Origin of the sequence: Rhodococcus gordoniae, assembly GCF_001646655.1 — a bacterium.
GTDB classification, from domain to species: Bacteria; Actinomycetota; Actinomycetes; order Mycobacteriales; family Mycobacteriaceae; genus Rhodococcus; species Rhodococcus gordoniae.
Genome location: NZ_LPZN01000002.1, coordinates 185,001 through 211,497 on the forward strand (window position 1 = coordinate 185,001; position 26,497 = coordinate 211,497).

Consider the following 26,497-nt stretch of genomic DNA (forward strand, 5'->3'; position numbering starts at 1 on the left):
GTCGGACTAGACGACGTAGACGTCGACGATGTGGTGGATGTAGTCGTTCTTGAGGACGATCTTCTTCTTCTTGATCACCGGCTGTGCGCCCGAGACGTCGAGGGTGAGGAAGGTGGTTCCGAAGTAGGTGTCGGTGGTGTTGTAGCGGAAGTACAACGAGAACCAGTTGTGCCGCAGGTCGATCTCGGTGCCGCGACGCTCGAGGATCTCGACGTTGGTGATGTTGTGTCCCGTACGGGGTTCGGGCAACGAGGTCGCCGACGAACGGTCGGTGCGGATGCGGAACACCCGGTCCTCGAGGCCACCGCGATTCGGGTAGTAGATCAGCGAGATCTCGGTCTGCGGGTTCTCGGTGAGAGCACCGGCGTCGTCCCAGGCCGGCATCCAGTACTCGGCGTCGGGGTGGTAGCACTCGAGCCACTTCTCGAACTCGCGGTCGTCGAGCAGCCGGGCCTCGCGGTAGAGGAACTGTTCGATGTCGGTCTGCGTGAATTCGCGTACAGCAGTCATGATCTGGAGTCCTCTCAGAGCGCGGAGGGGTCGGCGGCGGAGCTCTCGGATGCGATGGCGTCGCGCATCACTTCGAGCCAGTAGCCGTGCTGGATCGGGTACAGGCCTTCGTCCTCGGTCTTGACACCGCTCGACAGCACCTTCGTCATCCCGAGATCCTTCGCGACCTCGTCTGGTCCGTTGAGGATGTGGGTTGCGCCGCGACTCATGTCGTTCCAGGGCGCGGCCGTCGCGAGGTAGGTCTTCTGGCAGGAGCGGAACTCCTCGAGATCGTCCGGGGTGGCCATGCCGGTCGCGTTGAAGAAGTCCTCGTACTGACGGATCCGGTTGGCGCGGGACTCGGGGCTCTCGCCCTTCGGCGCGATGCAGTAGATCGTCACCTCGGTCTTGTCCACGGAGATCGGGCGGAAGTGCCGGATCTGCGAGGAGAACTGATCCATGATGTACACGTTCGGGTACAGGCACAGGTTGCGCGACGCACCGACCATGAACTCGGCCTTCTTCTCGCCGAACTCCTTCGCCAGCTCCTCCCTGCGCGGGTACAGCGGGCGATCCTCGGGGTTGCCCCACCACATCCACAGCAGCAGGTGGCCGTGATCGAACGAGTAGTAACCGCCACCCTGCTTGCCCCACGTGCCGGCGTCCATCGCCTTGGTCTCGTTGGTGGACTCACCGGCGGTGCGGCGCGCGGTGGTCGCGGCGTAGTTCCAGTGGGTGGCCGAGACGTGGTAGCCGTCGGCACCGTTCTCCGCCTGCAGCTTCCAATTGCCGTCGTAGGTGTAGGTGGACGAACCGCGCAGCACCTCGAGGCCCTCGGGCGATTGGTCGACCAGCATGTCGATCATCTTCGTGGTGTCGCCGAGGTGATCCTCGAGCGACTTGACGTCGGGATTGAGGCTGCCGAACAGGAAACCGCGGTAGCTCTCGAAACGAGCGACCTTCCGCAGGTCGTGGCTGCCGTCGGTGTTGAACTGCTCGGGGTAGCCGGCGTCGCGGGGATCCTTGACCTTCAGCAGCTTGCCGTTGTTACGGAACGTCCAGCCGTGGAAGGGGCAGGTGAAGGTGGTGCGGTTGTCGGTCTTGCGACGGCACAGCATCGCGCCACGGTGGCTGCACGCGTTGATCAGGCAGTGCAGCTCGCCTTCCTTGTCGCGGCTGATGACGACCGGCTGCCGCCCGATGTTCGTCGTGAAGTAGTCGCCGACCTCGGGGATCTGGCTCTCGTGCGCGAGGTACACCCAGTTGCCCTCGAAGATGTACTTCATCTCGAGTTCGAAGATCTCTTCGTCGGTGAAGACGTCACGGCGGATCTGGTACCGCCCGGTGGTCGGGTCCTCGATCAGAGCGCCGTCCAGTCGAGCGCGCACGTGTTCCACGGTGTCGGTCATGAGATCCTCCAGGTATCGGCTTCGTTCCGGGACGGACGGGCTGGGTCCGACGCGGCCGACGCGGGCGGAAAGTGCGGCGGACGAGTGTGTCGTCCGGTCCTGCCCGGCCGCGGGGTGTCCGGCAATACATCCACGATGACAGCCTGTGTCCACAGTCACACCGGGTAAATGCCTAGGGATACCTAGGACCCCTGGGAACCGGGTCGGAAGACCCTCGACAAGCGAACGCCGCCCGTGACCACACGGGCGGCGCTGCCGAATTCCTGATTCAGCCGGCGGTGAATCGTTCCCGTCGGATACGCCGCGGCGACATGCGGCGCCGTTTGAACGACTTGACCGATGCTTCCACGAATGCGTCGGATCCGCAGATGTAACCGGTGAACTCCTTCGCGGACGAGACGTCCTCCACGAACGCGTCGGTGACGTAGCCCTCCCGGTCGCCGCCGGTCTCCCGGCTCACGCAGGTGACGTACCGGAAGCCTGGATGGCGTGCCTCGAGTTCGCGGAAGAAGTCGGCGTCGTACACATCGGCGCAGGTGCGGACCCCGTGGTAGAGCAGGACCTCCCGATCGGGATTCAGGACGAGTGCATGCCGGACGATGCCCTTGAGCGGGGCGAGGCCGGTACCGCCGCCGAGGAGCGCCATCGGTCCGGCACTCTCGGCATCGAACGTGAAGTCGCCGTAGGGACCAGTGATCTCCACGCGTTCACCCACCTCGATGCTTCCGAAGATCCAATCGCTCGCGATCCCACCCGGCTGCCGCCGGACGTGCAGTTCGAGCAGTTTCGGCTCCGAGGGTGGGTTGGCCAGGGAGTACCGGCGACGAACGGAGGTCCCGGGCACCGTGAGCTCGACGTACTGCCCGGCCGAGAATTCGAGCGGCTCGTCGGCGGTGAGCAGGACCCTGCGGGTCTCGGCGGCGATGTCCCGGACCTCGATGACGGTCGCCGCGAGGTCGCGCAGCGTGTGCGTGCCGGTCGTGTCCTGCCCGGCAGGGGTGTTCAGGACGGCGTCGCTGCACGGTGTGGTCTGACACGCCAGTGCGTAACCGGCGGCACGCTCGTCGGGTGTGAGCGTCTGCTCGGGTGAGTTCCGATGATCCACCTCGCCGCTGTGAATCCTGATCTTGCAGGTACCGCACGTGCCCTGATTGCACGAGTTGGGCATCCACTGCCCGCTGCGCAGGAACGCGTCGAGCACCGTCTGGCCGGGTTCGCACGGCACTGTGCGGGTGCCGGCGGTCAGTGTGTACGTCACGGTCAGATCTCCCATCGGGCGTGCAGAGCCTTCGGTCCACGGAAGCCCCAGCCCCAGAACTCGACGTCCTCGGAGGTATCGCGTTCGAGATTGGGAATCGTCTCGAGCAGCTCTTCCAGACCGATGCGGCTGACGTTGTTCGCGAAGTAGATGCCCGCACAGGCATGCTTGCCGGCACCGAAGGCGAGATGCGGAAGCGGCGGACGCGTCATGTCGTATCGGCTCGGTGCATCGAAGATGTCGATATCGTGGTTCGCCGATCCGTACGACAGCATCACCACCGAACCCTCGGCGATCTCGATTCCCGAGACGATGCTGTCCCGCTTGGCGATACGCGCCGTTCCCGACCAGATCGGTGCAGTCCAGCGCATCCCTTCGGAGATCGCACGGGGGATCAGCGACGGTTCGTCGACGACCGCTTCGAACTGCTCCGGGCGGGTGAACAGACCCGCCAGCGTCGAACTCATCGCGTGACCCGGCTCCTGCATCGCTCCCAGCAGGAAGACGTACAGCGTGGGGTAGATGTAGTCGCGGTCGCGTGTCTTCCCCTCGGGCATGCCGTCGTGCAACCAGTGCGAGATGGCGCTGTCGTCGGGGTGCTCGATCCAATGGTCGATGAGCGGATCGACGACCGATCGGATCTCCTCCTTGGCCCGGTCGCCTTCGTCGAAACGCTCCTGGCCGGTGAAGTTTCCGTTCTCGTCCACCGCCGCGTTGGTGAACGAATCCGACAACTTGTGGAACCACTCGCGCAGCGTGTCCGAGGAGACGTCCTTCAGCCCGAGCAGGTCGCCGAGGGCGCGCACGCTCACCGGCTCGCAGTACTGGGCGACGAGATCCGCCGTGCCGTCGGCTTCGAACGCCTCGACGTAGCGTTGCGCGATGGGACGGACGAGATCCTCGACCCACCGGTCCACTTCGGCGGGCTGGAGTGCAGGTTCGACCATGGATCGCAGGTCCCGGTGGATGTCGCCGTTGACGCCGATGATCGCGGGATGGCCGAAGGTGCGCCCACCCGCCGGCGTGATGATGCCGTCGAAGTCGTCGCCGGTCGCGACCTCACGGCAGGCCTCCATCGTGGAGGCGACGTAGGCGCCGAGAACAGGGACGAAGGCCACCGGCGCCTCGGCGCGAAGACGCTCGTAGACGGGATACGGGTTGCGCTCGAGCTGTTCCATCGTGACCTCGTCGAGCCACGAGAGGGTGCTGGTCATTCGATCTCCTACGCGGTGGGAACTGCGGTCCCCGGGAAGGGGCCCTCGATGTGTGTGACGTGGACCATATGGCGCAACCGGGCCGAAGGTCGATGCACATTGCGCGGCTTCCGGACGGATCGCGCGACTATGTGATCCAGGTCTCCGTAGTGGTTAGTCTCGAAAGCGTGAGTGTGCCCGAGATCGAGGATTGGGACGAGGCTTCCCGTGCGGTGGCGGATGTCTACTTCCCGCACCGCCTCACAGGCCTGGGGACGACGGATCGGCCCGGACTCGAACTCGTGTCGGCCGATCTCGGTGGTGTGACCATCGGCCGGATGAGCTGGGGAGCGGACGTCGCGATCGAATGCGACTATCCCGGTGCCTACGAGGTGAACATCCCCTTGAGTGGACGTCTGGAATCGCGGGGCCGGTCGGGAGTCGTCGTCTCCCAACCGGGCTCCGCGACGGTCTTCCGCGCCGACACTCCCTCGCTCATCACCCGCTGGGATGCGGAATGTTCCGTCCTGGGAATCAAATTCGACCGCGAGCACCTCGAACGCGAAGCGGACCGGATCCTCGGTGGCCCGTTACGGTCACGACTCGAGCTGCCCGATCGGATCGACTTGAAGGGTTCCGCGCAGGAATGGCACGGGCTGGTGGCATCACTGAGCGACCAGCTCACCGGCGCCACGCACGTCTTGACGAACCCTCTGGTGTCGGCTCAGCTCGCGGGAGCGGTCACCACCGCCTTCGTCCTGGCGGTCGCGCCGGCCGACGGGCTGTCACCGGCACCGCGTCCGGGGATGGTGCGCCGGGTGTTGAACGCTCTGCGGGAGGATCCGGGCCGTGCCTGGACGGCGGCCGACATGGCGGAGATCGCCGGAACGAGTGTGCGGCGGCTCCAGGAGGCGTTCTCCGAGTACGTGGGAAGCAGCCCGTCCGCATGCCTGCTCGACATCAGATTGGATCGGGCGCACGCAGACCTCGCGGCAGGGGGAATCACGGTGGCGGACGTAGCGTTCCGATGGGGCTTCGGCCACCCGGGGCGCTTCGCCGCGGCCTTCCGGAAGCGGTACGGTGTCGCTCCCGCCGAAGTCCTGCGTGGCTGAGCAGCGGGGAGAGCGAACGTACGCGAGCGGGCGACGACTTCGTTGTCGTCACCCGCTCGGTGCCCTCTCGGACGGCTCAGCCGAACCAGAGGATCGGCATAGGCCGATCGAACGACAGCTCGGGGAAGTCGTCGTCCGCGACCGGCGTCCGCAGCCGTCGCTCGACATAGTCCAGACCGTTGCTGCGCATGTACTCGATGCACGACACCGTGTACCCGATGGGATCCGTGTGCGTAGTGACGATGGGACGGAACAGATTCGGGAAACCGTTCACTGTCACGGTTCGCCGGTTGGTCGTGCTGTCCTCGCGGCCCAGGACCGCGAGACCGCCGTGTCCGTCGACGACGAACTTCGCTCTGGTGACGACAGTGTCGCCGATGAGGATCTCCCATCTGTGGTCGATGTCGTCGTAGCGGACGAGACTCGCGGTGCCGATCTCGTGGATCGACAACCGCAATTCGTCGCGCAAGCGGGCCGCCACCCGTTGAGAAGCGAAGGAGCGTCCGAGGACCACGGCGTCGAATTCCGGTACAGGGGGATGGGATACGGAGTTCGAAGCAGTCGTGGTCATCTCGGACGCTCCTTCGCGGGATGAATGGTGGTGGGACCGCGCGCGGGCGGGCAGGGGGAACGGAGATCATCCGCCCGCGCGCGGAGTGCGGGTTTCTACTTGTAGTACGCGCTGACGTCGGCGTTGCCGATCAGGTCGGGCACGGTCCAGCCGTCGAGGTCGTACTCGCTCATGAACTGCTCCGCGAAGCCCTTCATGGAGGCGACGTCGCCGCGGCTCTCGGCGGCGAACAGCAGTTCGGCCTTGACGTTCTCGTGGTTGCCGGCGTAGTTCCGCTCGTACAGTTCGTGGCGGCCACCGAACTCGGAGCCGATCGAATCCCACAGTGCCTTCATGACCTTCACGCGGTCGACCGCCTGGATGCCGTCGGAGCCGCGGACGTACTTGTCGAGGTACGGGCGCACGTCCGGGTTCTTGAAGTCGGCGGCGGACGAGGGCAGGTAGATCAGGCCCGAGGCGACATCCTGCTCGATGATCTCCTTGATGCGCGGGTAGCCCTGCATCGCGAACATGCGATAGGTGAGGCCGTATTCGAGCTTGGGGATGACGGTGCCGTCGATCCACGGCTCCGGGTTGTTGACCATGGAGTCGGTGAGCGACCAGAACAGGTTGCGCCAGCCGATCACCTCACCGACACGGGTCTGCACGCCGCGGAATCCGCCGGCGCCGGTGGCGTCGAGGGCCTTCATGAGCAGACCGGCGATGAAGTCGAGCTTGACGGCGAGTCGCGTGCAGCCCTGCAGCGTGAAGCGCTGGAGGAAGCCGGAGCCACCGAGGAAGTTGTTGATCTTCTCGACGTCTCCGTACATGAAGACGTTCTCCCAGGGCACGAGCACCTTGTCGAAGATGAAGATCGCGTCGTTCTCGTCCATCCGCGACGACAGCGGGTAGTCGAACGGCGAACCGACGACGTTCGCATTCTGCGAGTAGGAGGCGCGCGAGATGAGCTTGATGCCGGGTGCGTCCATCGGCACCGTGCAGATCAGCGCGAATTCCTTCTTCTTGATCGGCAGGCCGTAGTGGGCGATGAAGTTGTAGTTCGTGATGGCCGAGCCGGTCGCGACGACCTTGGCGCCGGAGACGATGAGGCCGGCATCGGTCTCCTTCTCGACCTTCATGAATACGTCGCCGACCTGGTCCGGCGGCAGCTGACGGTCGACCGGCGGGTTGATGATCGCGTGGTTCCAGTACAGGACCTTCTCCTGCGACTCGCGGTACCAGCGCTTCGCGTTGTCCTGGAAGGGCGAGTAGAACTCGTCGTTCGCGCCGAGCGTGCCGAGGAAGGACGCCTTGTAGTCGGGGCTGCGGCCCATCCAGCCGTAGGTCAGCCGCGCCCAGGTGGCGATGGCGTCGCGGTCGGCCCGCAGGTCGTCGGCGGACTTCGGGGTCCGGAAGAACGGCATGGTCACGCCGCCGTTGCCGGTGTCGGTCGGGGTGGTGAGGGTGTTGACGTGCTCGCCGGTGTGCAGGGCGTCGTAGAGACGTGCGGTCATCCGGATCGAGTTACGGAAGGCCGGATGGTTGGTGAAGTCCTTGACGCGCTCACCGTGCAGGTAGATCTCGCGACCGTCGTCGATCGAAGCGATGTACTCGTCGCCGGTCATGGGACGGGAGGCGAAGTTCGTCTGCTGGTTGGCCGGGGAGTCCGCGGCGACGTTCACCTTGGAACGGTCGAGGGTTTCCGAGGGCCGGGGTTCGGTGGTGGTCATGGGATTTCTCCTTGTCCGGGGGGAGTGGAAGACGTTCAGGCGCGGGCTGCGGCGAGGTGGAACGGCACGAAGCGGGTCTGGGAGTCGAACCATCCGCTGTGCGGGTCGTCCAGCGAGCCGTTCCACGCGGTGGAGGCACTCGGAGCGCCGAGTTCGTGGAAGGTGCTGCGGTAGAAGAGAAGCGGGTCGGCGGTCTCGTCGAAGGTCGCGTCGACGATCTCGCCGATGTAGATGACGTGGTCGCCACCGTCGTACTCCCGCCACGGAGTGCACGACAGGGTCGCGGCCGTGCCGGCGAGGACAGGGGCGGTCGGTCCCTGCTCCCAGACGGGTTCGGGCGACTGTGGCCGTCCGGCGAAGTGCATCGCGGTGCCGAGCTGGTCGGCGGCGAGGATGTTGACGGCGAACGGCGCGTCGGACAGGAATCCGCAGGCCTTCGACGTGCGGGTCAGGGTGACCTGGCACAGGCGCGGCTCGAGTGAGATGGCCGTGAACGCGGTGACGGTCGCGCCGTGAGGCTCCCCGTCACTGTTCGCGCAGGTGATGACGGTGACGCCGCTGGCGAACTGTCCGAAGATGTTGCGGAGTATGCGCTGATCCATGATTGCGTCCTCCTGTCCGGTGCGAAGGGGTGGGGTTCGATGCGCTGTGACACAGACCATATGGAGGTCGAGAGGCTTGTGCGATCCGGTGAGCGCGGTCACTATCCACCTAGCGCGACGAGTAGGTCCTAGGTCCTTGTTTGCCTGGGACGGTGTTCCGCATCACACTGGGTCGCATGCGTTCGGATCGTGTGGATGTGCAGGTCGGAACGTCGATGACGAGCCGGAACGAAGGTGAGGAGCCGATGGCAGTGGAGCCGACTCCGAGGCCCGCCGAGTGGGAAGAGGTGGAAGAAGCCGTCTCGAATGCGTATTTCGAGCACGAATTGAGCCCCCTCGACGACGTCGCGCCGTCGCTCCGGCTCCGTACGCTGCCGCTCGGGCCCATCCGTCTCGCGCGCATCCGCTGGGGCGCGGCGGTGTCGATCAGAAGCGATCATCCCGGTGCGTATGCGGTGAACATTCCGCTGTCTGGTCTCATCACCGCGGGCGACGAGGTGGTGTCGCCGGTCGGCCACGGCGCCGTCTTCCGTCCCGACACCGCCGCGCCGGAGCAGAAGTGGACGAACGACTGTGAGGTCGTCGGGATCAAGCTCGAGCGCGACTACCTGCAGCGCGAGATGGCGCGCGTCCTCGCTCGCCCCGATCTGCGTCTTCCGGACCAGGTCGATCTGACGACCCAGGCGGGGCAGAGCTGGATGACGCTGTTGCGTTCGGTCGTGGAGCAACTCGGGGCAGACCAATCGCTCTGGGGGAATGCGCTTGTCGCGGAGCAGCTGTCGGGTACTCTGACTACGTCGTTCATCCTCGCGGTCATGCCCGAGGACGCGGATCCGACCGGGGGTGCGCGTCCGCGCATCATCAAGCGGGTTCTCGACCGCCTGCACGAGGACCCCGCTTCGGCGTGGACCACCGCCGACATGGCCGAGGTGGCCGGGGTCAGTGTGCGGCGCCTGCAGGAGGGCTTTCGCGAATATCTCGGGGTGTGTCCTCGCGACTACCTTCTCGACCTGCGCCTCGAGCGTATCCACGAAGCACTCACCATGGGCGACGCGGCGGAGTTGTCGGTCACCGATGTGGCTCTCGAGTGGGGCATCACCCATACCGGGCGGTTCGCGGCGGCCTACAAGCGCAAGTACGGGGTGCCACCGTCGACCACCTTGCGGGGATGAGGTGGGCGTCCTCAGTGGTGGCGGTAGCCGAGTTCGCTGCTGAGCCGCTCCGCGCAGTCCACCACCCGTTTCGCGGTGAGATCGCGGAACGACTCGAGGGTGTGCCGGCCGGTCGACGTCGAACATGCGAGCACTCCGACCGCGTGGCCCGAGGGGTCGAAGACGGGCGCGGCGATCGTGATGAGTCCTTCTTCGAGTTCCGCGGCGGTGAGGGCGTATCCCCGGCTGCGCACGTGGGCGAGTTCGGTACGCAGGTCGTCCGGGTTGTCGATGGTTGCGCTCGTGAGTCGCTCGAACTGTGTCCGGTCGAGTATGTGGTCGACCAGTTCGCGTGGGGACCAGGCCAGGAGTGCCCGGCCCATCGAGGTGGCATAGGCGGGGACACGGGTGCCGACGGAGACGTTGATACTCATGATCCTGCGGACCGGAACGCGCGCGGCGTAGACGACCTCGGTACCGTCGAGCACGCCGAGCGACGCCGATTCGTTGGTGTGTTCGGCGATCTCGACCAGTTTCGGTAGCGCCGAGTCCACGAGGGTGTGGGACGCGGTGTAGTGCTGGCCGATGCTGAGTACGCGCGGGGTGAGCGACCATCGCGTCCCCTGCGAGGTGACGTATCCGAGTTTCTGCAGGGTCAGCAGGATACGTCGAACCGCAGGCCTGGACAGATCGGTCTTGGCGGCGAGTTCGGCGAGGGTGGGATTCGGGTCCTTGTCGTCGAAGGCGTGCAATACCGCAAAACCACGCTCGATGCTCTGAATGAAGTCCCGGTCGTTGCTAGGACCATTACCTAGGTCGATGCTCGGCATCCTGCCTCCTACCTGCGTACTCGTCGATGGTGCCCGATCCGGTGTTGACAAGCTGTGTGACACCACGCACAGTATGTGGTGTACGCACTGCGATACACAAGTACGCACAGCGTACAGACCGGTGATCACCGCAGCCCCCGTGTCGCACCGGCCCCACACTTCCCGATAGTTCAGTCCTTCACGAGGAGAGCCATGACCACCATGGAGAACCCCACTGCCCACGGGTCCGGCAACGCTGCGACCGACAAGTTCAAGTCCGAGCGGGTCACGTCCGACACCTCGGTCGAGCGCGCGTCGGCGATCTACAAGGACCTGCTGGACGCTCTCGCCGGTATCGTCGACAAGCACCAGGTGACCTACGACGAGTACCGCGTGCTCAAGCAGTGGCTCATCGACGTGGGTGAATACGGCGAGTGGCCGCTGTGGCTCGACGTCTTCCTCGAGCACGAGATCGAGAAAATGCACTACAACCGCAAGGGCTTCACCGGCACCAAGGGCTCCATCGAAGGCCCCTACTACGTCCCGGACAGCCCCAAGCTCCCGTCGAAGTGCACCATGCCGATGCGCGAGAAGGACAAGGTCGCGCCGCCGCTGGTCTTCAAGGGCCAGGTCACCGACCTCGAGGGCAACGGTCTGCCCGGCGCCACCGTCGAGCTGTGGCACGCGGACGAAGAGGGCTTCTACTCGCAGTTCGCCCCCGGCATCCCCGAGTGGAACCTGCGCGGCACCGTCGAGGTGGACGAGAACGGCAACTTCGAGATCACCACGCTCAAGCCGGCTCCCTACCAGATCCCGTCCGACGGCCCGACCGGCTGGTTCATCAAGTCCTACGGCGGACACCCGTGGCGCCCCGCCCACCTGCACCTGATGGTGAAGGCTCCCGGCAAGCGCGCCATCACCACCCAGCTGTACTTCCAGGGTGGCGAGTGGGTCGAGGACGATGTCGCGACGGCCGTCAAGCCCGAGCTCATCCTGGATCCGCAGCCCAACGCCGACGGCATCGCCGAGGTGACCTACAACTTCGTGCTCGACCCGGAAGCGTGATCCGGACCGCGGATGCGGCCTGATCACATCCGAACGAGAGCGCGGTTCGCATCGTGAATGCCGGTGTCCCTCTGGGGCACCGGCATTCATGCTGAATACACCGGCGACGTACCCCCTGTCACACCCCGACCCGATTGTGAGCAATTCCGATGTCCGATCCCGATCTGAAGATCGCATCCGTCACCACGACGATCATCGATGTGCCGTTGATCCGGCCCCACAAGTTCGCCACCACCACCTCGGAGGCGCAGCCGATCCTGCTCGTCGCGGTGACCACCGAAAGTGGCGTCACCGGTTACGGTGAGGGCGTCGTGCCGGGCGGACCGTGGTGGGGCGGCGAGTCGGTCGAGACGATGCAGCAGATCGTCGACCGCTACATCGGTCCTTACATCATCGGGCGCGGCGTCGACGAAATCAGCGGCGTCATGGTCGATATCGAGCGCATCGTCGCCAACGCGCGTTTCGCGAAGGCCGCCGTGGACGTCGCGATGCACGACGCCTGGGGTCGTGCACTGGGTGTGCCGGTCTCGTCGCTGCTCGGCGGTGCCTTCCGCACCGGCGTCGACGTGCGCTGGGCGCTCGGCGCGGCTCCACTCGAGGAGATCGTCGAAGAGGTCACACACAAGCGCGAGCAGCGCCTGAACTTCTCCTTCAAGCTCAAGATGGGTGCGCTCGACCCGGCGGTCGACACCGGCCGCGTCGTCAAGATCGTGGAAGCGTTCGGCGGCGAGGTCGGATTCAGCATCGACGTCAATGCCCGCTGGGACCGCTTCACCGCGTTGCGCCACGTCCCGCAACTCGTCGACGGTGGTGTCGAGCTCATCGAACAGCCGACTCCCGCAGACCAACTCGATGTTCTCGCCGAGATCAACCGCCGCGTCTCGGCGCCCGTGATGGCCGACGAATCCGTACAGACTCCGCACGACGCGTACGAAGTGGCCAAGCTGGGCGCCGCCGATGTCGTCGCCCTCAAGACCACCAAGTGCGGTGGGCTGCAGCGTAGCAAGCAGGTCGTCGCCGTCGCGAAGGCGGCAGGTCTGCGCTGCCACGGCGCGACCTCCATCGAAGGACCCATCGGCACCGCGGCGTCCATCCACTTCGCCTGCGCCGAACCGGGGATCGACTACGGCACCGAACTGTTCGGTCCGCAGCTGTTCGCCGTCGAACTTCTGCAGAAGCCGCTCGACTACTCCGAGGGTCAGGTGCACCTGCCCGAGGGGCCGGGTCTCGGCGTCGACCTCGACATGGACGTCGTGAAGAAGTACGCGCGCTCCTGATCCGCATTTTCGCCAGAACAGAAGAAGGAGAAATATCATGGCACTGTTCCACGTTCGGATGGATGTCGACATCCCCCGTGATCTCGACCCCGACGTGCGCGCCGAGACCGTCGCCAAGGAGAAGGCCTACAGTCAGGATCTGCAGCGCCAGGGCAAGTGGCGCGAGATCTGGCGGATCGTCGGCCAGTACAGCAACATCTCGATCTTCGACGTCGAGTCGGCGGACGAGCTGCACGAGATCCTGTGGAACCTGCCGCTGTTCCCCTACATGAACATCGAGATCATGCCGCTGACGAAGCACGGGTCCGACATCAAGTGACACCCGCGCGCACGGCCGTGGCTCATACTCGGAATATGAGCCTGCCCCTGCGCGACGTCTACGCCGAGCCGACCCTCGCCGACCTGATGCCCTCGGTGCTCTCGTCGGCGGGGGTCGCCGGTGAGAGCAATCGACTCGACCTGGCCCCGGCCGACCACACCGTCGTCCTGCTCGTCGACGGAATGGGATGGGAACTGCTGCAGCGCAACACGAAAGCAGCCCCGTACCTGACACAGGCGCCGGGGAGCCCGATGCGTGCCGGTTTCCCCACGACCACAGCGGTCAGCCTCGCTTCCCTCGGGACCGGGCTGCCGTCCGGTCTCCACGGCATCACCGGCTACCAGTCGTATGTCGACGAGATCGAAGCTCCGGTGAACTGGCTGCGCTGGACCCTCGCCGGAACCGCGATCGACCAGCGCGACGACCTCGTTCCGGAGACCGTGCAGCCCCACCGGACGGTGTTCGAACGCGGCCGCGAGGCCGGGCTGACCGTCACGACCGTCGTGCCGAAGGCCTTCGAAGGGAGCGGTCTCACCCGGGCCGTGCTGCGCGGCGGCAACTTCGTCGGGGTCTCCGCCTACGGCGATCTGCTCGCCCAGGTCGCCGCCGCGGTGCGCACGGGCGGCCGCAGTCTCGTCTATTGCTACATCGGGGAGGTCGACACGCTCGGGCACGTCTACGGGCCGGAATCCGCAGCGTGGCTCGCGCAGCTCACGGTGGTCGACCGTTTCGTCGAACAGCTCGCCGGGGCGCTGCCGGACGGCACCCGTCTGCTCGTCACCGCCGACCACGGCATGGTCGACGCCTCCCGCGGCCGTCGCATCGACTTCGACCACACACCGGGTCTGGGTGAGGACGTCACCGTCATTGCCGGCGAGCCGCGATGTCGCCACATCTATACCGACCACGTCGGCCGGGTCCTCGAACGCTGGCGCAACGAACTCGGCGACCACGCGTGGGTCGGCACCCGCGACGACGCGTTCGCGGCGTGCCTGTTCGGATCCGATCCCGATCCGTCGCTGGCCAGGCGGATCGGCGACATCGTGGCCGTCGGACGAGGCGAATCGACGGTGATCCGCAGCGACGGGGAGCAGGTCATGTCCAACCTGCCCGGGCAGCACGGGGCGTTGACCGACGAGGAACTGCTCGTGCCGCTGCTGCGGATCGGGTGACCGGTATCCCTGCCGGGACTCGCGGGTGTCGGAACTCTCGATGCCCGAACCGTATCGGTCACATAGTGTGTGCACATGCGTACCGATGCGGTGACCTGGCACGACCGCAGCAGTAGGGTCGCGCTGATCCTCCTGTGGGTGGTCCGGATCCTCTTCAAGCCGATCCTGAGCCTCTGGCCGAGCAACGACTTCGGAATCGCCGTGCTCGGCCGGCTGTCGTGGGTGGTCGACAGGATCACGCCCACCCCGCGTGCCGTGCACGTCACGCAGACCGAACTCGGTGGAGTGCCCGGTGAGCGGATCATCTCCCCGAAGCCGGTCGACGACCCGCTCGAGGACGCCACCATCCTCTACTTCCACGGCGGCGGTTTCATCTTCTGCGGCCCGTCCACCCACCGTCAGCTGTGCGTGCAACTGGCCCTGGACTCCGGCGCACCGGTGTACTCGATGGATTACCGGCAGGTGCCCGCGGTGCCGATCGCAGGTTCGGTGCAGGACGCGATGAACGCGTACACCGCACTGCTCGAGGTGGCCGACGACCCCACCCGCATCGTCGTCGGGGGCGATTCGGCCGGTGGTTATCTCGCGGCGAAGGTCGCCGAGCTCGCCGCGCGTCGCGGCATCCCGCGACCGGCAGCGGTGATCGGTTACTCGCCGCTGCTCAACCTCGATCTCGACAAGCACGATCCGAAGTACATGGCGAGGGACGCCTACCTACCCATCAAGGCCCTCGGGAAGATCCGTCCGCGCTGGTTCGCCGGAGAAGAAGCGATCGAGGGCGAGATGAACCCCGTCGACGCCGATCCCGCGCTGTTCCCCCCGATGTTCATGTGCGCGGCCGAATACGAGCTGACCAGGCCGGACGTGGAGATCATGACCGAGCATCTCGCGTCGGCAGGTCGGTCGGTGGAGACACATCTGTGGCGCGGGCAGATCCACGCGTGGCCGGTCCTGGCCCGCGCGCTTCCCGAGGCCATGGAGCTGATCGGACTCAGTACCCGGTTCGCACGGCGCGCGATCGTGGCAGTGGACGACGCTGCCTGAACGCTCACAGGTTGGTGTCGGATGGTTCCGGGGTCTCGGGTAATCCGGCCCCGTGCCCGTCACCGTCGGTGGACGGGCAGTCCGTTCCGAGGGCATACGACGTCATCGACAACGATCCGTATTCGACCCCGTCGACGAGAGTGGCCGGCTGTTCCCCGGACTCGGCGGTGAGACCCGCGACGTACAGCAGCGGCAGGAAATGGTCCGGGGTGGGCACGGCCTTGCGATAGTCGGCGTGCTCGTGCAGCGCAGCCGCGTCTCCGGGACGGTCCCGAAGGATGGCGAGGACGTCCTCGTCGAATCGGTGCGCCCAGTCGAATCCCGTCCCCGGTCGCCGCGGATCCAACGCCCCGAGGTTGTGGACGACGTTGCCGCTCGCGACGATCAACACCCCACGGTCGCGCAATGCGGCGAGGCGAGCGCCGAGATCCACGTGATAGTCGAGCGGTTTGTAGGCATTGAGGCCGAGTTGCACCACCGGGATATCCGCATTCGGGAAAGCATGGGTGAGCACCGACCAGGTGCCGTGGTCGATGCCCCACGAATCGATGTCGGCGCCCACCCACGTCGGGTGCACGAGATCGGCGATCTCCTCCGCCAGTTCCGGAGCACCCGGAGCCGGATACTCCACGTCGAACAGATCCTGCGGGAACCCGAAGAATCGTGGATCGTGCGGGGCGATCGCATCGACGTCACAGCAGTGGCGTTGATGTACCAGTGCGCGGAGATCGCCAGGATCGCGCGGGGAGTCGGAACGGAACGTCCGAATGCCGCCCATGCCTGCGTGTAGCGGTTCGATTCGAGCGCGTTGAGCGGACTGCCGTGGCCGAGGAAGGCGACCGGCATGCGTGTCGGCACGAGTTCTCCTATCGGCCGGCGAGCCGGGCCTTCAACCAGGCCGTCAGGTCGTCGAGCACGCGGTCCTTCTCCGGTTCGTTGAATATTTCGTGGAACAACCCGTCGTACAACTTCAGCGTCAGATCCTCCGAACCGGCACGGTCGGCGATGAGTTGCGCCCCGGCCGGATCGGCGAGGGTGTCCTCGGTGCCGTGCATGACGAGCAAGGGCAGGGTCAGGCTCGGAAGGCGCCGCTCGAGGCTCTGCTCGTTGAGCACCAGCACTCGCGCGAGCCCGGCGGGCACGAGACCGTGGTGCACGAGCGGATCGGCGTCGTACGCCGCGACCACGGCGGGATCGCGCGACACCGCCGTGCTGTCGAGCTTCTGCACCGGCACACCGGGCAGGAAACGTCCGATCAGCTTCCCGATCTCCACGACCGGCTTCGGTGTTCCCGACGTGACGATCACGGCCGGTCCGGACAACAGGAGCGCGGTGAGCCTGTCCTGATGGTCGAACGCGTAGGCGAGTGCGATGGCACCCCCCATGGAGTGCCCGAGCATGAACACCGGCAGTCCGGGATGCTCGTGGAGCGCAAGGTCGATCAGGGTGTCGAGATCCTCGGTGAACTCGCGCATCTCGCGTGCGTGTACACGCTTGCCGCCCGACCGTCCGTGACCGCGGTGGTCGGGCGAATACACGACCAGGCCGAGGTCGGTGAGCCGTTCGACGACGTGGTCGTAGCGACGGGCGTGCTCGCCCAGTCCGTGGCTGAGGATCAGCACGCCCGTAGGGGCCTCCGGCGACCACACGTCGTACACGATCGGGATCGCCCCGCCGCCGGTGAACGACGATTCGGTGTGCTCCATGAGCGCCTCCTGCGGCCTCGTCGACTACTGCTCCTCGCATCCTTGCACGAGGGCCGGCCGAACGGTCCGAGTGCGGTCGGCGACGGGTGCATCCGTAGGTGCGTACGAGGACGGTCATCGTGCTCACGCCGGATGCGACGTGCACCTTCATCGGTGAGCCCGGTTTCTGTGACGGTGAGACGGTCAACACTGTTGACATGGTCTCGTCAACGCCGTTGACTGAACTGGCGGAACTACAGGTGAGGACGAGGATGTCTGGCGAAATCGAGCAGGGTGCCCGTACCGGTACCGCCCACAACCGTGCTGCCGTGGAGAAAGCGGCCGAGGAATTGTTCACCGAGCAGGGCTTCGCCGCCACCGGCGTCCGGGATATCGCGCGCCACGCCGGTGTCGATCCCGCGCTGGTCATTCGCTATTTCGGATCCAAGGAAAAGTTGTTCGTGCGGACGATGACGATGTCCGACGCGTTCCTCGAGGTCATCGGGGGGCCACTCGACGGATTGGGCAGAGCGCTGGTCGACTTCGTCGTCCGGCGCACCCGCGCCCGGCAGACCGACGAATCCGGTGCCGTCTACGCCGCACTCGTACGCGCGTCGGACCGCCCCGCCGTCCGCGAGCACCTGCAGGACGCCATCGAACAGATGATCATCACCCCCTTGGCGCCGCGTCTCGACGGCGACGACGCCGAGTTGCGCGCTCATCTGCTGGCAGCACAGCTCGCGGGGTTGATGACCGCCCTGTACGTCGTGGAAAGCCCGTGGCTGCTCGCCGCGCCCATCGACGACATCGTCGACCGCTACGGTGCCGCCCTGCAGGCTCTCGTCCGACCCCGCCGGGATGCGGGCCGAAACACACTTCCGAGGAACGCCCATCGCGTATAGACCTGCTGCACAACACATTCTCATGCCATTCGAGAGATCTCTCTCGGCCATTTCCAGGAGCTGCTTTCCTTATGAACGACACCCGGTCCTATTCCCACCTCCTCTCCGCCGGCACCATCGGCCCGATCACCCTCGACAACCGAGTGGTGCTCGCGGCGATGGACATGAACCTGTGCGAGGACGGTGAGATCCACCAGCCCGACATCGACCACTTCGCCGCGCGCGCCGCCGGTGGTACCGGCATGATCATCACCGGCTGCTGCGCGGTCGCCTATCCGCTCGGCTGCGCCAGCGAGAAGGAACCCGGCCTGTCCGAGGACCGATTCATTCCCGGTCTCGCGGCCCTCGCCGACGCCGTCCACGCGGCCGGAAGCAAGCTGTGTGTCCAGATGACCCATCACGGCAGGGTCGCGCGGATCGACACGCTCGAAGACCGCCCTATGCTGGTTCCCTCGCAGCCCCGGCCGCCGAGCGACATGAGCGCCATGATCGACTGCACCCCGGCGGAACTGAAGAAGATGGCCGCCATCCAAGGGGGCAAGACGTCGACCTATCACGAAGCCACCCACGAGGATCTGGCGTGGCTCGTCAGGATGTTCGCCGAGGCGGCCACCCGGGTGAAGGCGGCAGGCGGTGACGCGGTGGAGATCCACTGTGCTCACAACTATGTGCTCGGCGGGTTCCTCAGCCGCTACTCGAACCAGCGCACCGACGAATACGGCGGCTCGCTCGAGAACCGGGCACGACTCGCCTGTGAGGTCGTGCGCGCCGTCAAGGACGAGGTCGGGGACAGCCTCGCGGTGATCGTCCGTCTGGCCGGGCAGGAGTACGGCGAATCGGACGGCATGGCACCCGACGAGGCAGCTGCCGCAGCGGTATTGCTCGAACAGGCCGGTGCCGACGCCATCCATGTGACGGGTACGGCGCTCAACGCGTTCGCGAACTTCACCGACGGCCCGCTGCCGAACAAGGTCGGTTTCTACACCGACAACGCTGCCGTGATCAAGCGCGCGGTGTCGGTCCCGATCATCACCGTCGGCCGTATGCTCCCCGAGGTCGGAGAGAAGATGATCGCCGAAGGACGCACGGACTTCGTCGCGATGGGTCGTCAGCTCCTGGCCGATCCGGAAGTGGTGAACAAGCTCGAAGCCGGTACGCCCGAGCGGATTCGCCCCTGCATCAACTGCTACGTGTGCGTCCAGGAGAATTTCTGGGACGACACCCCGTTGTGCGCCGTCAATCCGGCGCTCGGTAACGAGACCCTGCTGCCGTTCCCGAAAACGGAGACCCGCAAGCATGTCGTGGTCGTCGGATCCGGCCCCGGCGGTCTCGAGTCCGCGCGCATCGCCGCCGAACGCGGGCACCGGGTCACCGTGCTCGAGAAGACCGACCGGCTCGGTGGCACCCTGTGGTTCTCCACGCTGACCACCCCCGACAACGAACGGCTGCTGAACTGGTTGAAGAGTGAGGTCGCCCGCCTCGGCGTCGACGTCCGGCTCGGTACCACCGCCACCGCCACGACCGTCCGGGCGCTCTCGCCCGACGTCGTCGTCGTCGCGACCGGCGCCGTCCGCGACCGGCCCGACGTCCCGGGCGGCAATCTCCCGCACGTACACACCGGCGACACCATGCGCGCTCTCATGACCGGATCCGGTGACGTCTCCGGCCAGTCCCCTCTGCTGCGTGTGATGGGGCGGCTCGGGGGTGCGCTGGGGATCACGAAGAGCCCGGACAGGATCCGGTTCCTGAGCACCAAGTTCCTCAAGTTCCTGCCGATGACCCGCAACGTCGTCGTGGTCGGCGGTTCTCTCGTGGGCCTCGAGCTGGCCGAGTTCCTCGCCGAGCGCGGCAGCCGCGTGACCCTTGTCGCCGAGGGCGGTCAGCTCGGTGTGCCCATGGCGATGCCGCGCCGGTGGACGGCGGTCAAACATGCCCGCGACGTCGGCGTCGACATCCACCGCAATGCCACCCTGAAGCGCATCACCCGCAGGACCGTCGAGTTCGTCGCAGGCGGAGAAACGCATTCGGTGCGGGCATCGATGGTGATCGTTGCCACGGGGGTGTCGGCGGCCGCTCCTCTGGCGGATGAACTGACCGGCTCGGGCGTCGACGTCCGGGTCGTCGGTGACGCCGGTTCGGTCGATTACATCGAAGGCGCAATGCACTCGGCGTGGCAGGTTGCCACCACGCTGTAGGGGGCGGACGAGTGAGGCGATCATCGGTGCGCGGAAACGCGCGCACCGATGACCGCCTCACTCTCCGATTCCTCCGGGCCGTGGGGAGGATCGGGTCACGGCGCGCTGTCGGTGGGCGGCACGATCGAATGCGCGAGCGCCCGCATGAGGAATTCGAGTTCGGGGTTCGGGTTCGCGTTCCTCTGCACCACCCCGCACACCGGCACCTGCAGCCGATGGTGGATCTCGCGCATGAACTTCAGCCCCTTGCGAGGGGTGCCGGCCGCCGTCCCGGCGTAGAGCACGGTCCACGCCCGCGGATTGGTGAGCACCTCGAGCGTCGCCGTGTGGTCGCGGGCGATCGGGGGTCCGAGACGCACGCGGCGTCCGACCTCCACGAAAGCGTCCTCCACGACACGGTGCAACAGCACCTGGTTGGCCCGCGGCGGCAGCAGCAACGGATAGTGGGCGAGATCGCCGAGGTCGACGGTCGAGAACGCCGACAGTGGGTGCTCGCTCGACGTGACGATCACGAGTTCCTCGATGCCGAGGCGCACCGCTTCCAGACCCGGCCGGTCGACGTCGCCGCGGATCAGCGCGAGGTCGGCTTCCCCGGACGCGACCGCATTGACGCGGTCGGTGAAGTCCTTGATGACGAACTCCACGTCGATCTGGGGATGACGTTCCCGGACGCTGGAGATCGCGTCGAGACTCTGCGATGCGAAGCTCATGTTCGCGGTGATCCGGATGCTCTCCCGCGGCTCGCGGCCGACCTCGAGGGCCTTCGCTTCGAGGCCGAGCACCTCGGCGGCGATCGGCATCAGGCGCCGGCCGGCGGGGGTGAGCTCGACCGAACGAGTGGTGCGGTCGAACAGGGTGGCGCCGAGTTCGTGTTCGAGCTTCGCGATCTGATGGCTGATCGCCGACTGCGAGATGAAACAACGCTGGGCGGCACGAGAGAAGCTGCCCTCCTCACCGACGGCGAAGAAGTAGCGCAGCTGACGGAAATCCATGGCTCCTCCCGAGGACAGGCCACCTGTATTTATGAGCAGAACAGATAACAGTTTTTCGAATATCCCAGGTTAGTGGATAACAAGGGTCCTTCGTACCTACGTTGGGAGTCATACATCAACGGAGATGACACCAGCACGCGGAGGTTTACGACAGCATGGACGGTGCGGACACAGCGACCCGGATCGATCGGACGGACGTGGTCATCGTCGGCTCCGGCTTCGGAGCATTGGCCACCGCCAAGAAGCTCGCCAAGGCCGGCACGCCTTTCGTACTGATCTCGGAGACCACCGAGCACCTGTTCCAGCCGCTGCTCTACCAGGTCGCCACCGGGGTTCTCTCGCCCGGTGAGATCGCTCCTTCCGTGCGTGCGATCCTCGCCGAGTACCCCCAGGCCGACGTCCGTCTGGGCCGGGTCGTCGATGTCCTGCCCGAAGAGAACACGGTCGTCTACGAAGCCGGCGGTCAGCGTCTGCGCCTCGGCTACAAGTACCTCGTCGCCGCGACCGGCGCGCGTCAGGCGTACTTCGGACGCGACGAGTTCGCCGACCTGACGTACGCGCTGAAGACGGTCGAGGACGCGGAGCGGCTTCGCCGTCAGATCGTGCGGTGCTTCGAGGAAGCACACGTCACCACCGATCCGGAACGTCGGAAGAATCTGCTCAGCTTCATCGTCGTGGGCGCCGGCCCGACGGGAGTCGAGCTCGCGGGACAGATCAAGGAGCTGGCGCAGCGCTACTTCGCCGAGTCCATCGGCAACATCCGCGCGGAGGACGTCACCGTCACGCTCGTCGAGGGCGCCGACAAGGTGCTGCCCCCGTTCGGCGGCAAGCTCAGCGAGTACTCCAAGGAATCGCTCGAGAAGAGCGGCGTCGACGTCGTTCTCGGGACGATGGTCACCGACATCGACGAGCACGGGGCCACGCTCACCACGCCCACGACCGAGGAGACCCGCCGCCTCACCGCGGAGACCATCATCTGGTCGGCCGGTATCCAGGCCAACGACTTCGCCGACGTGCTCGCCGAGCGCACCGGCTGCGAGACGGTCCGCGGCGGACGCCTGCTCGTCGACCCGGACTTCACCGTCGGCCGCAGCGACGACATCTTCGCGATCGGCGACATGGTCACTCTCGACAACCTGCCGGCGCAGTCGCCGTTCGCAATGCAAGGTGGCCGCCACGTGGCGAAGATGATCATCGGCAAGGTCGCGATGGGCACTCCGTTCCAGTACAAGGACAAGGGCAGCATGGCGATCATCAACCGATTCCGCGCCATCACGCGGGTCGGGAAGATCGAACTCACCGGCTTCATCGCGTGGGTCCTGTGGCTCGCCGTCCACCTCGTCTACCTGGTCGGCTTCCGCAACCGCTATATCGCGGTCCTGTCGTGGTGCGGTTCCTTCCTCGGACACCGCCGCCCGCACTTCTACTACGCGCAGGGCGCCGCGCCGGTGCCTACCGCCGAGAACGAAGCGACGGAGACGAAGGACGAGCGGCCGGGCGACAAGGAAGCCGTGCCGGCGTCCGCATAGTTCTCCGATCACCGAAAGGCCCCGACCATCCGGTCGGGGCCTTTCGCCGTCGACGCGCCGAGCCGGGACCGACGCGGCGTGTAGCGGTGGCGAACCCCGGCTCACCGCGCGAACTGCCGGTGCTCGACGGGCACTCCGGGTGAAAGTCGGGGTGATTTCCGGGATTTCCTGCGGGCCAGAGGTGTTCGGATGGTGTATCTCGGCCGGCCTGCGGTTACCGTGTGCAGCGCATCCCGAGGAGTGACCCATGAACGACGATGGCAGCGGCCCCTGCGTCGCGACGACACGCGTCGGCTGCGATGTCGTCACGGTCCGCGACATCGCGTCGAGCATCGACCGCTTCGGCGACCGCTACCTGCAGCGTGTGTTCACCCTCCACGAGCTGGAGATATGCACCGGCCCGGGTCGCGCACAACGGCTCGCGGCGCGGTTCGCCGCGAAGGAAGCCGTGATGAAGGTCCTGCGTCCCCGCGACCGCGCGGTGCCGTGGCGAGCCATCGAGATCCGCCGCGCGGACTGGGGCGGATGCACCGTCCTACTGGCCGGTAACGCGGCTGCCCTGGCGCGAGATGAACAGGTGACCGACATTCAGGTCTCGATTTCTCACGAGCCCGAATATGCCATCGCGACGGTCGTGGCGACCCGCGTCGAAGAAGCAGAAACTGGAGAACATCCATGACGGAGCAGGTGATCCGCAAGGTCCTCGGTGCGCACGCGAAGCTGTCGGTCGACAGCACGGTGCTCGACTCCACCGCCGACCTCTACGAACTCGGCCTGACGTCGCACGCCAGCGTGAACGTGATGCTCGCCCTCGAGGACGCCTTCGACGTGGAGTTCCCCGACGAACTGCTGCGCAAGAGCACGTTCGCGAGCGTCGGAGCCATCCGGTCGGCGTTGACGGAACTGGGCGTCGCGTGACCTCCGTGTCCGCGCCGCTCACCGTATCGGAGAACACCGAGCTGTCCTTGCTCGCGCGTGCCGAGATCGTCGGACGCGAGAGCGCCGGACCCGCGGCGGCCGAGGTGGATCGGGAGGGACGATTTCCACACGAGGCCGTCGACGCGCTGCGCGCCTACAAGCTCCTGAACTGCGCTGTCCCCGTCGAACAGGGCGGGGAGGGAGCGTCGCTGGGTGAGCTGTGCGCCGTCGCACGCATCCTCGGCCGGTACTGCGCCTCGACCGCGATGATCTTCGCGATGCACCAGACGCAGATCCTGTCGCTCGTGCGTCACTCCACCCCGGGCGTGGCGGCCTTCGTCGCCGAGGCGGTGGCGAAGGACTACCTGATCGCTTCGGCGACCACCGAACTCGGCACCGGTGGCGACGTGCGCAGCAGCGTCTGCGCCCTCACTCGGGACGGAGAGACGGTCTCGCTCACCAAGAACGCGCCGGTCATCTCGTACGGCGAGTACGCCGATGCGATCCTGGTGACCGCGCGCCGCACCGCCGACAGCCCGCCGAGCGACCAGGCGCTCGTCGTGTGCCGACGCGACGGCGTGACCCTCGAGCCCACCGGAAGCTGGGACACCCTGGGGTTGCGGGGCACATGCAGTCCCGGATTCGTCCTCACCGGCACGACGTCCGCCGATCTCGTGGTAGGTGCGTCCTATGCCGAGATCTCGTCGCGCACCATGCTTCCCGTTTCGCACAGTGTGTGGTCGGCGGTGTGGCTCGGCATCGCCGACGCGACGATGGAGAAGGCCCGTTCGTTCGTGCGGTCGGCGGCCCGCCGCAGCCCGGGTGTCACCCCGCCCGGTGCGCTGCGACTCGCCGAAGCGGCCGCCGTGCACCAGCAGTTCGCCGATCTCGTCGCCGCGTCCGCCGCCCGGTTCGACGCCGCGGCGTCGGCACAGGACGAATCGATGTCGGGCATGGGTTTCTCGCTCGCCATGAACAACCTCAAGGTCACCGCGTCCACCCTCGTCGTGGATCTGGTGAACCGCGCGATGCTCGTCTGCGGTATCGCCGGATACCGCGAGGATTCGCAGTACTCGCTCGGCCGTCACCTGCGCGACGCGCACGGTGCCGCCGTGATGGTCAACAACGACCGCATCATGAACAACTCGGCCCAGATGTCGATCGCCTACCGGGGGACTCTGTGACCAGTCCGGCCACGACCAGCACTGCCACCGACGAACTGTCCGAACTCGAGCGCGCCCGCCTCGACTTCCAGCAACAGTTGCTCGGGGCCGAACTGCTCGTGGAGACCGGTGTTCCCGGCCTCTACGGACGTTCGGGTGTCTTCGAGGACATCGTGGACGGCATCGACCGAGTGGTGGTCGCGGCAGGTCCGGGCCGGGCGGCGACGCGATTGCGCTTCCCGCCGGTCTTCCCGAGGACTAGCTTCGAGCGGACCGACTACATCGCCTCGTTCCCGCACCTGACGGGAGCGGTGAACACCTTCGCGGGCAGCAACGCCGAGCACGCCGCACTGCTGGCCGCCCGCTCGCGCGGCGAGGCGTGGGACCCGTGGCTCGAACCCGCCGACACCGTGCTGGTCTCCGCCGCATGCCATCCCGCCTACTCGCGGTACACCGGCACGCTGCGTGAGGGCGGCGAACTGCTCGATGTTCTGGGTTACTGCTTCCGGCACGAACCCGCCGTCGATCCCGCCCGCATGCAGGCATTCCGCATGCACGAGTTCGTGCGCATCGGCACCGAGAACGATGCTGCGCAGCATCGTGATTCCTGGATCCAGCGAGGACTCGAGGTGCTCGACTCGCTCGGTCTCGACGCGAGCGCCGTGCCCGCCAACGATCCGTTCTTCGGACGGGCCGGACGCATGCTGGCCGTCAGCCAGCGCACCGAGAACCTCAAGACCGAACTGACCGTCCGTCTCTACGGCGACCTCGACGAGGGCACCGCCGTGGTCTCCTGCAACTGCCATCGTGAGCACTTCGGCGAGACGTTCGAGATCCGCACGGCCGACGGCGAAGTCGCACACAGCGCGTGCGTCGGATTCGGTATGGAGCGCATTGCCCTGGCGTTGTTGCGGACCCACGGACTCGACGTCGACCGTTGGCCCGTTCCGGTGCGCGACAGGCTGTTCCCGTGAGCGATCGGCTCATCGACGTCCGCGTCGGCGGATACTCACCGCATTTCGTGCACGCCGCCGACAGGATCTGGACCGAGACCAACTGTTACGTCGACCTGTGGGTCGAGGTGCTGCATGCGCTCGGCCACGATCCGGTCCCCGCGGCGGCGTGCGCGTTCTCGGCCCGGTTCGACGGCGCCCAGTGGACCTTCCTCAAGTTCCGCCCCGAAGACCTGATGTCGCTCTACGGGGTCGACGTCGCGGAGATGAACGTGTGGCGCCGTCCGGTGGACCACCTCGAGGACAATGCCGCCGCCGGTCTGCTGTCCACGGTCGAGGTGGACGCCTACTGGTTGCCCGACACCGAGGGCACCGGATACCGGGAGAGTCGTTCCAAGACCACGATCGTGCCCAACCTCATCGACCGGGATGCCGAGACGCTCGAGTACTTCCACAACAGCGGCTATCACATCCTCACCGGTGAGGACTTCCGCGGAGTGTTCGGTCTCGACGAGCCGGTACCCACCTGGCCGCCCTATCTCGAGCAGGTGCGGGTCGAGGCGTCGCAGCCGCAGTGCGATGCGTTCGACACGGTGCTCCTGCGGCACCTGCGTATGCGTGCCGGTTCGAACCCGGTGCGCGAACTCGGAACCCGGGTTCTTGCGGACGTCGACCGGATCCGCACCGGCGGGATGGACGTCTTCCATCCGTGGACGTTCGGGGTGCTCCGTCAATGCGGCGCGACCGCCGAACTCGCCGCCGACGTGAGCCTCTACATGGACGGTCGCGGCTACCCCGGTGCGGCGGCCGCGGCCGACGGATTCCGCGCGGTCGCCGAGGGTGCGAAGAGCGTGCAGTTCCGCATGGCCCGCGCGGCGCGCGGCCGCGATGTCGAGCCCGGTGATCAGCTGGTCGCGATGGCCGAAGCCTGGGGGGACGCCATGGCGACCGTCGTCCGCGCCGCCGGCGTGCGATGACGG

At 66.5% G+C, this 26,497-nt stretch carries 25 protein-coding genes and 1 pseudogene; 15 read left to right on the forward strand and 11 right to left on the reverse strand.

The genetic code is table 11. The features are described 5' to 3' along the window. Positions 1 to 6: 6 nt before the first annotated feature. The 4 genes from benB to A8G18_RS01445 form a co-directional block, all read right to left on the reverse strand. The gene (gene benB, locus A8G18_RS01430; protein ID WP_064062446.1) at positions 7 to 510 is read right to left on the reverse strand and encodes a benzoate 1,2-dioxygenase small subunit; all 504 of its coding nucleotides are present in this window, start codon (positions 508 to 510) and stop codon (positions 7 to 9) included. A 14-nt stretch (positions 511 to 524) separates the two neighbouring features. Next, positions 525 to 1,898 carry a benzoate 1,2-dioxygenase large subunit gene (gene benA, locus A8G18_RS01435; RefSeq protein WP_064062447.1) on the reverse strand — a complete coding sequence of 458 codons (1,374 nt, stop codon included), beginning with the start codon at positions 1,896 to 1,898 and terminating at the stop codon, positions 525 to 527. A 268-nt stretch (positions 1,899 to 2,166) separates the two neighbouring features. Beyond that, a complete protein-coding gene (locus A8G18_RS01440) occupies positions 2,167 to 3,171 on the reverse strand; it encodes a 2Fe-2S iron-sulfur cluster-binding protein (protein WP_064062448.1) in 1,005 nt (334 codons plus the stop codon). Then, a complete protein-coding gene (locus A8G18_RS01445) occupies positions 3,159 to 4,370 on the reverse strand; it encodes a cytochrome P450 (protein WP_016932776.1) in 1,212 nt (403 codons plus the stop codon). Before A8G18_RS01445 ends, A8G18_RS01440 begins: the two co-directional genes overlap by 13 nt. Before the next feature lie 167 nt (positions 4,371 to 4,537). Here A8G18_RS01445 and A8G18_RS01450 point away from each other — a divergent pair, with 167 nt between their 5' ends. Then, positions 4,538 to 5,461: an AraC family transcriptional regulator gene (locus A8G18_RS01450; protein ID WP_064062449.1), complete on the forward strand. Its 924-nt coding sequence runs from the start codon at positions 4,538 to 4,540 to the stop codon at positions 5,459 to 5,461. A 76-nt stretch (positions 5,462 to 5,537) separates the two neighbouring features. Here A8G18_RS01450 and A8G18_RS01455 read toward each other — a convergent pair whose 3' ends face one another. The 3 genes from A8G18_RS01455 to A8G18_RS01465 all read right to left on the reverse strand — a co-directional run bounded on the left by A8G18_RS01455 (position 5,538) and on the right by A8G18_RS01465 (position 8,343). Further along, the gene (locus A8G18_RS01455) at positions 5,538 to 6,032 is read right to left on the reverse strand and encodes a hypothetical protein (RefSeq protein WP_064062450.1); all 495 of its coding nucleotides are present in this window, start codon (positions 6,030 to 6,032) and stop codon (positions 5,538 to 5,540) included. Positions 6,033 to 6,127: 95 nt separating this feature from the next. Then, on the reverse strand, positions 6,128 to 7,741 hold the full coding sequence (locus tag A8G18_RS01460) for a 4-hydroxyphenylacetate 3-hydroxylase family protein (RefSeq protein WP_016932773.1): 1,614 nt from the start codon (positions 7,739 to 7,741) through the stop codon (positions 6,128 to 6,130). A gap of 35 nt (positions 7,742 to 7,776) precedes the next feature. Further along, positions 7,777 to 8,343: a flavin reductase family protein gene (locus A8G18_RS01465; protein ID WP_064062451.1), complete on the reverse strand. Its 567-nt coding sequence runs from the start codon at positions 8,341 to 8,343 to the stop codon at positions 7,777 to 7,779. 245 nt (positions 8,344 to 8,588) lie between these two features. On the opposite strand from A8G18_RS01465, the gene A8G18_RS01470 reads away from it, so the two are divergent. Further along, positions 8,589 to 9,515, forward strand: coding sequence for an AraC family transcriptional regulator (locus A8G18_RS01470; protein ID WP_425337684.1), 927 nt, complete (start codon positions 8,589 to 8,591; stop codon positions 9,513 to 9,515). An 11-nt stretch (positions 9,516 to 9,526) separates the two neighbouring features. On the opposite strand, the gene A8G18_RS01475 is transcribed toward A8G18_RS01470, so the two are convergent. Further along, positions 9,527 to 10,324 carry an IclR family transcriptional regulator domain-containing protein gene (locus A8G18_RS01475; RefSeq protein ID WP_064062452.1) on the reverse strand — a complete coding sequence of 266 codons (798 nt, stop codon included), beginning with the start codon at positions 10,322 to 10,324 and terminating at the stop codon, positions 9,527 to 9,529. Positions 10,325 to 10,516: 192 nt separating this feature from the next. On the opposite strand from A8G18_RS01475, the gene catA reads away from it, so the two are divergent. The 5 genes from catA to A8G18_RS01500 all read left to right on the forward strand — a co-directional run bounded on the left by catA (position 10,517) and on the right by A8G18_RS01500 (position 15,180). Continuing rightward, complete coding sequence (gene catA, locus A8G18_RS01480; RefSeq protein ID WP_064062453.1) at positions 10,517 to 11,368, forward strand: catechol 1,2-dioxygenase; 852 nt, start codon at positions 10,517 to 10,519, stop codon at positions 11,366 to 11,368. 149 nt (positions 11,369 to 11,517) lie between these two features. Beyond that, entirely contained in the window at positions 11,518 to 12,645 is a 1,128-nt protein-coding gene (locus A8G18_RS01485; RefSeq protein ID WP_064062454.1) for a muconate/chloromuconate family cycloisomerase, read from the forward strand. A 37-nt stretch (positions 12,646 to 12,682) separates the two neighbouring features. Continuing rightward, positions 12,683 to 12,964 carry a muconolactone Delta-isomerase gene (gene catC / locus A8G18_RS01490; protein WP_064062455.1) on the forward strand — a complete coding sequence of 94 codons (282 nt, stop codon included), beginning with the start codon at positions 12,683 to 12,685 and terminating at the stop codon, positions 12,962 to 12,964. 35 nt (positions 12,965 to 12,999) lie between these two features. Further along, positions 13,000 to 14,136 (forward strand): alkaline phosphatase family protein, encoded by a 1,137-nt coding sequence (locus tag A8G18_RS01495; RefSeq protein WP_064062456.1) that lies wholly within the window; start codon positions 13,000 to 13,002, stop codon positions 14,134 to 14,136. Positions 14,137 to 14,211: 75 nt separating this feature from the next. Continuing rightward, positions 14,212 to 15,180 carry an alpha/beta hydrolase gene (locus tag A8G18_RS01500; protein ID WP_064062457.1) on the forward strand — a complete coding sequence of 323 codons (969 nt, stop codon included), beginning with the start codon at positions 14,212 to 14,214 and terminating at the stop codon, positions 15,178 to 15,180. A 4-nt stretch (positions 15,181 to 15,184) separates the two neighbouring features. On the opposite strand, the pseudogene ygiD reads toward A8G18_RS01500, so the two are convergent. Both ygiD and A8G18_RS01510 read right to left on the reverse strand, forming a co-directional pair. Next, positions 15,185 to 16,026 (reverse strand): annotated as a pseudogene (ygiD, locus tag A8G18_RS01505) (4,5-DOPA-extradiol-dioxygenase). A 20-nt stretch (positions 16,027 to 16,046) separates the two neighbouring features. Further along, a complete protein-coding gene (locus tag A8G18_RS01510) occupies positions 16,047 to 16,886 on the reverse strand; it encodes an alpha/beta hydrolase (protein WP_064062458.1) in 840 nt (279 codons plus the stop codon). A gap of 251 nt (positions 16,887 to 17,137) precedes the next feature. Here A8G18_RS01510 and A8G18_RS01515 point away from each other — a divergent pair, with 251 nt between their 5' ends. After that, on the forward strand, positions 17,138 to 17,767 hold the full coding sequence (locus tag A8G18_RS01515) for a TetR/AcrR family transcriptional regulator (RefSeq protein WP_064062459.1): 630 nt from the start codon (positions 17,138 to 17,140) through the stop codon (positions 17,765 to 17,767). Positions 17,768 to 17,838: 71 nt separating this feature from the next. Then, positions 17,839 to 19,962: an oxidoreductase gene (locus tag A8G18_RS01520; RefSeq protein ID WP_064062460.1), complete on the forward strand. Its 2,124-nt coding sequence runs from the start codon at positions 17,839 to 17,841 to the stop codon at positions 19,960 to 19,962. A gap of 95 nt (positions 19,963 to 20,057) precedes the next feature. On the opposite strand, the gene A8G18_RS01525 is transcribed toward A8G18_RS01520, so the two are convergent. Further along, positions 20,058 to 20,954, reverse strand: a complete 897-nt coding sequence (locus A8G18_RS01525) for a LysR family transcriptional regulator (protein ID WP_064062461.1) — start codon at positions 20,952 to 20,954, stop codon at positions 20,058 to 20,060. 155 nt (positions 20,955 to 21,109) lie between these two features. Between A8G18_RS01525 and A8G18_RS01530 the strand changes: the two genes are divergently transcribed. The 6 genes from A8G18_RS01530 to A8G18_RS01555 all read left to right on the forward strand — a co-directional run bounded on the left by A8G18_RS01530 (position 21,110) and on the right by A8G18_RS01555 (position 26,494). After that, positions 21,110 to 22,483: an NAD(P)/FAD-dependent oxidoreductase gene (locus A8G18_RS01530; protein WP_064062462.1), complete on the forward strand. Its 1,374-nt coding sequence runs from the start codon at positions 21,110 to 21,112 to the stop codon at positions 22,481 to 22,483. Positions 22,484 to 22,730: 247 nt separating this feature from the next. Further along, positions 22,731 to 23,162, forward strand: coding sequence for a holo-ACP synthase (acpS, locus tag A8G18_RS01535; RefSeq protein WP_064062463.1), 432 nt, complete (start codon positions 22,731 to 22,733; stop codon positions 23,160 to 23,162). After that, on the forward strand, positions 23,159 to 23,401 hold the full coding sequence (locus A8G18_RS01540; RefSeq protein ID WP_016931556.1) for an acyl carrier protein: 243 nt from the start codon (positions 23,159 to 23,161) through the stop codon (positions 23,399 to 23,401). The genes acpS and A8G18_RS01540 overlap by 4 nt, the downstream gene beginning before the upstream one ends. Beyond that, positions 23,398 to 24,585 carry an acyl-CoA dehydrogenase family protein gene (locus A8G18_RS01545; protein ID WP_064062464.1) on the forward strand — a complete coding sequence of 396 codons (1,188 nt, stop codon included), beginning with the start codon at positions 23,398 to 23,400 and terminating at the stop codon, positions 24,583 to 24,585. Before A8G18_RS01540 ends, A8G18_RS01545 begins: the two co-directional genes overlap by 4 nt. Next, complete coding sequence (locus A8G18_RS01550; RefSeq protein ID WP_064062465.1) at positions 24,582 to 25,538, forward strand: amino acid--[acyl-carrier-protein] ligase; 957 nt, start codon at positions 24,582 to 24,584, stop codon at positions 25,536 to 25,538. Before A8G18_RS01545 ends, A8G18_RS01550 begins: the two co-directional genes overlap by 4 nt. Continuing rightward, positions 25,535 to 26,494, forward strand: a complete 960-nt coding sequence (locus tag A8G18_RS01555) for a DUF1839 family protein (RefSeq protein ID WP_064062466.1) — start codon at positions 25,535 to 25,537, stop codon at positions 26,492 to 26,494. Before A8G18_RS01550 ends, A8G18_RS01555 begins: the two co-directional genes overlap by 4 nt. The last annotated feature ends 3 nt before the right edge of the window (positions 26,495 to 26,497 follow it).

Coding starts and splice junctions, on each gene's coding strand:
- A8G18_RS01465 (WP_064062451.1), bottom strand. CDS start 8,343: ATGGATCAGCGCATACTCCGCAACATCTTCGGACAGTTCGCCAGCGGC.
- A8G18_RS01525 (WP_064062461.1), bottom strand. CDS start 20,954: ATGGATTTCCGTCAGCTGCGCTACTTCTTCGCCGTCGGTGAGGAGGGC.
- A8G18_RS01455 (WP_064062450.1), bottom strand. CDS start 6,032: ATGACCACGACTGCTTCGAACTCCGTATCCCATCCCCCTGTACCGGAA.
- A8G18_RS01470 (WP_425337684.1), top strand. CDS start 8,589: ATGGCAGTGGAGCCGACTCCGAGGCCCGCCGAGTGGGAAGAGGTGGAA.
- catC (WP_064062455.1), top strand. CDS start 12,683: ATGGCACTGTTCCACGTTCGGATGGATGTCGACATCCCCCGTGATCTC.
- A8G18_RS01520 (WP_064062460.1), top strand. CDS start 17,839: ATGAACGACACCCGGTCCTATTCCCACCTCCTCTCCGCCGGCACCATC.
- A8G18_RS01440 (WP_064062448.1), bottom strand. CDS start 3,171: ATGGGAGATCTGACCGTGACGTACACACTGACCGCCGGCACCCGCACA.
- A8G18_RS01510 (WP_064062458.1), bottom strand. CDS start 16,886: ATGGAGCACACCGAATCGTCGTTCACCGGCGGCGGGGCGATCCCGATC.
- catA (WP_064062453.1), top strand. CDS start 10,517: ATGACCACCATGGAGAACCCCACTGCCCACGGGTCCGGCAACGCTGCG.
- A8G18_RS01530 (WP_064062462.1), top strand. CDS start 21,110: ATGGACGGTGCGGACACAGCGACCCGGATCGATCGGACGGACGTGGTC.
- A8G18_RS01485 (WP_064062454.1), top strand. CDS start 11,518: ATGTCCGATCCCGATCTGAAGATCGCATCCGTCACCACGACGATCATC.
- A8G18_RS01495 (WP_064062456.1), top strand. CDS start 13,000: ATGAGCCTGCCCCTGCGCGACGTCTACGCCGAGCCGACCCTCGCCGAC.
- benA (WP_064062447.1), bottom strand. CDS start 1,898: ATGACCGACACCGTGGAACACGTGCGCGCTCGACTGGACGGCGCTCTG.
- A8G18_RS01460 (WP_016932773.1), bottom strand. CDS start 7,741: ATGACCACCACCGAACCCCGGCCCTCGGAAACCCTCGACCGTTCCAAG.
- A8G18_RS01475 (WP_064062452.1), bottom strand. CDS start 10,324: ATGCCGAGCATCGACCTAGGTAATGGTCCTAGCAACGACCGGGACTTC.
- A8G18_RS01515 (WP_064062459.1), top strand. CDS start 17,138: ATGTCTGGCGAAATCGAGCAGGGTGCCCGTACCGGTACCGCCCACAAC.
- A8G18_RS01500 (WP_064062457.1), top strand. CDS start 14,212: ATGCGTACCGATGCGGTGACCTGGCACGACCGCAGCAGTAGGGTCGCG.
- A8G18_RS01445 (WP_016932776.1), bottom strand. CDS start 4,370: ATGACCAGCACCCTCTCGTGGCTCGACGAGGTCACGATGGAACAGCTC.
- acpS (WP_064062463.1), top strand. CDS start 22,731: ATGAACGACGATGGCAGCGGCCCCTGCGTCGCGACGACACGCGTCGGC.
- benB (WP_064062446.1), bottom strand. CDS start 510: ATGACTGCTGTACGCGAATTCACGCAGACCGACATCGAACAGTTCCTC.
- A8G18_RS01540 (WP_016931556.1), top strand. CDS start 23,159: ATGACGGAGCAGGTGATCCGCAAGGTCCTCGGTGCGCACGCGAAGCTG.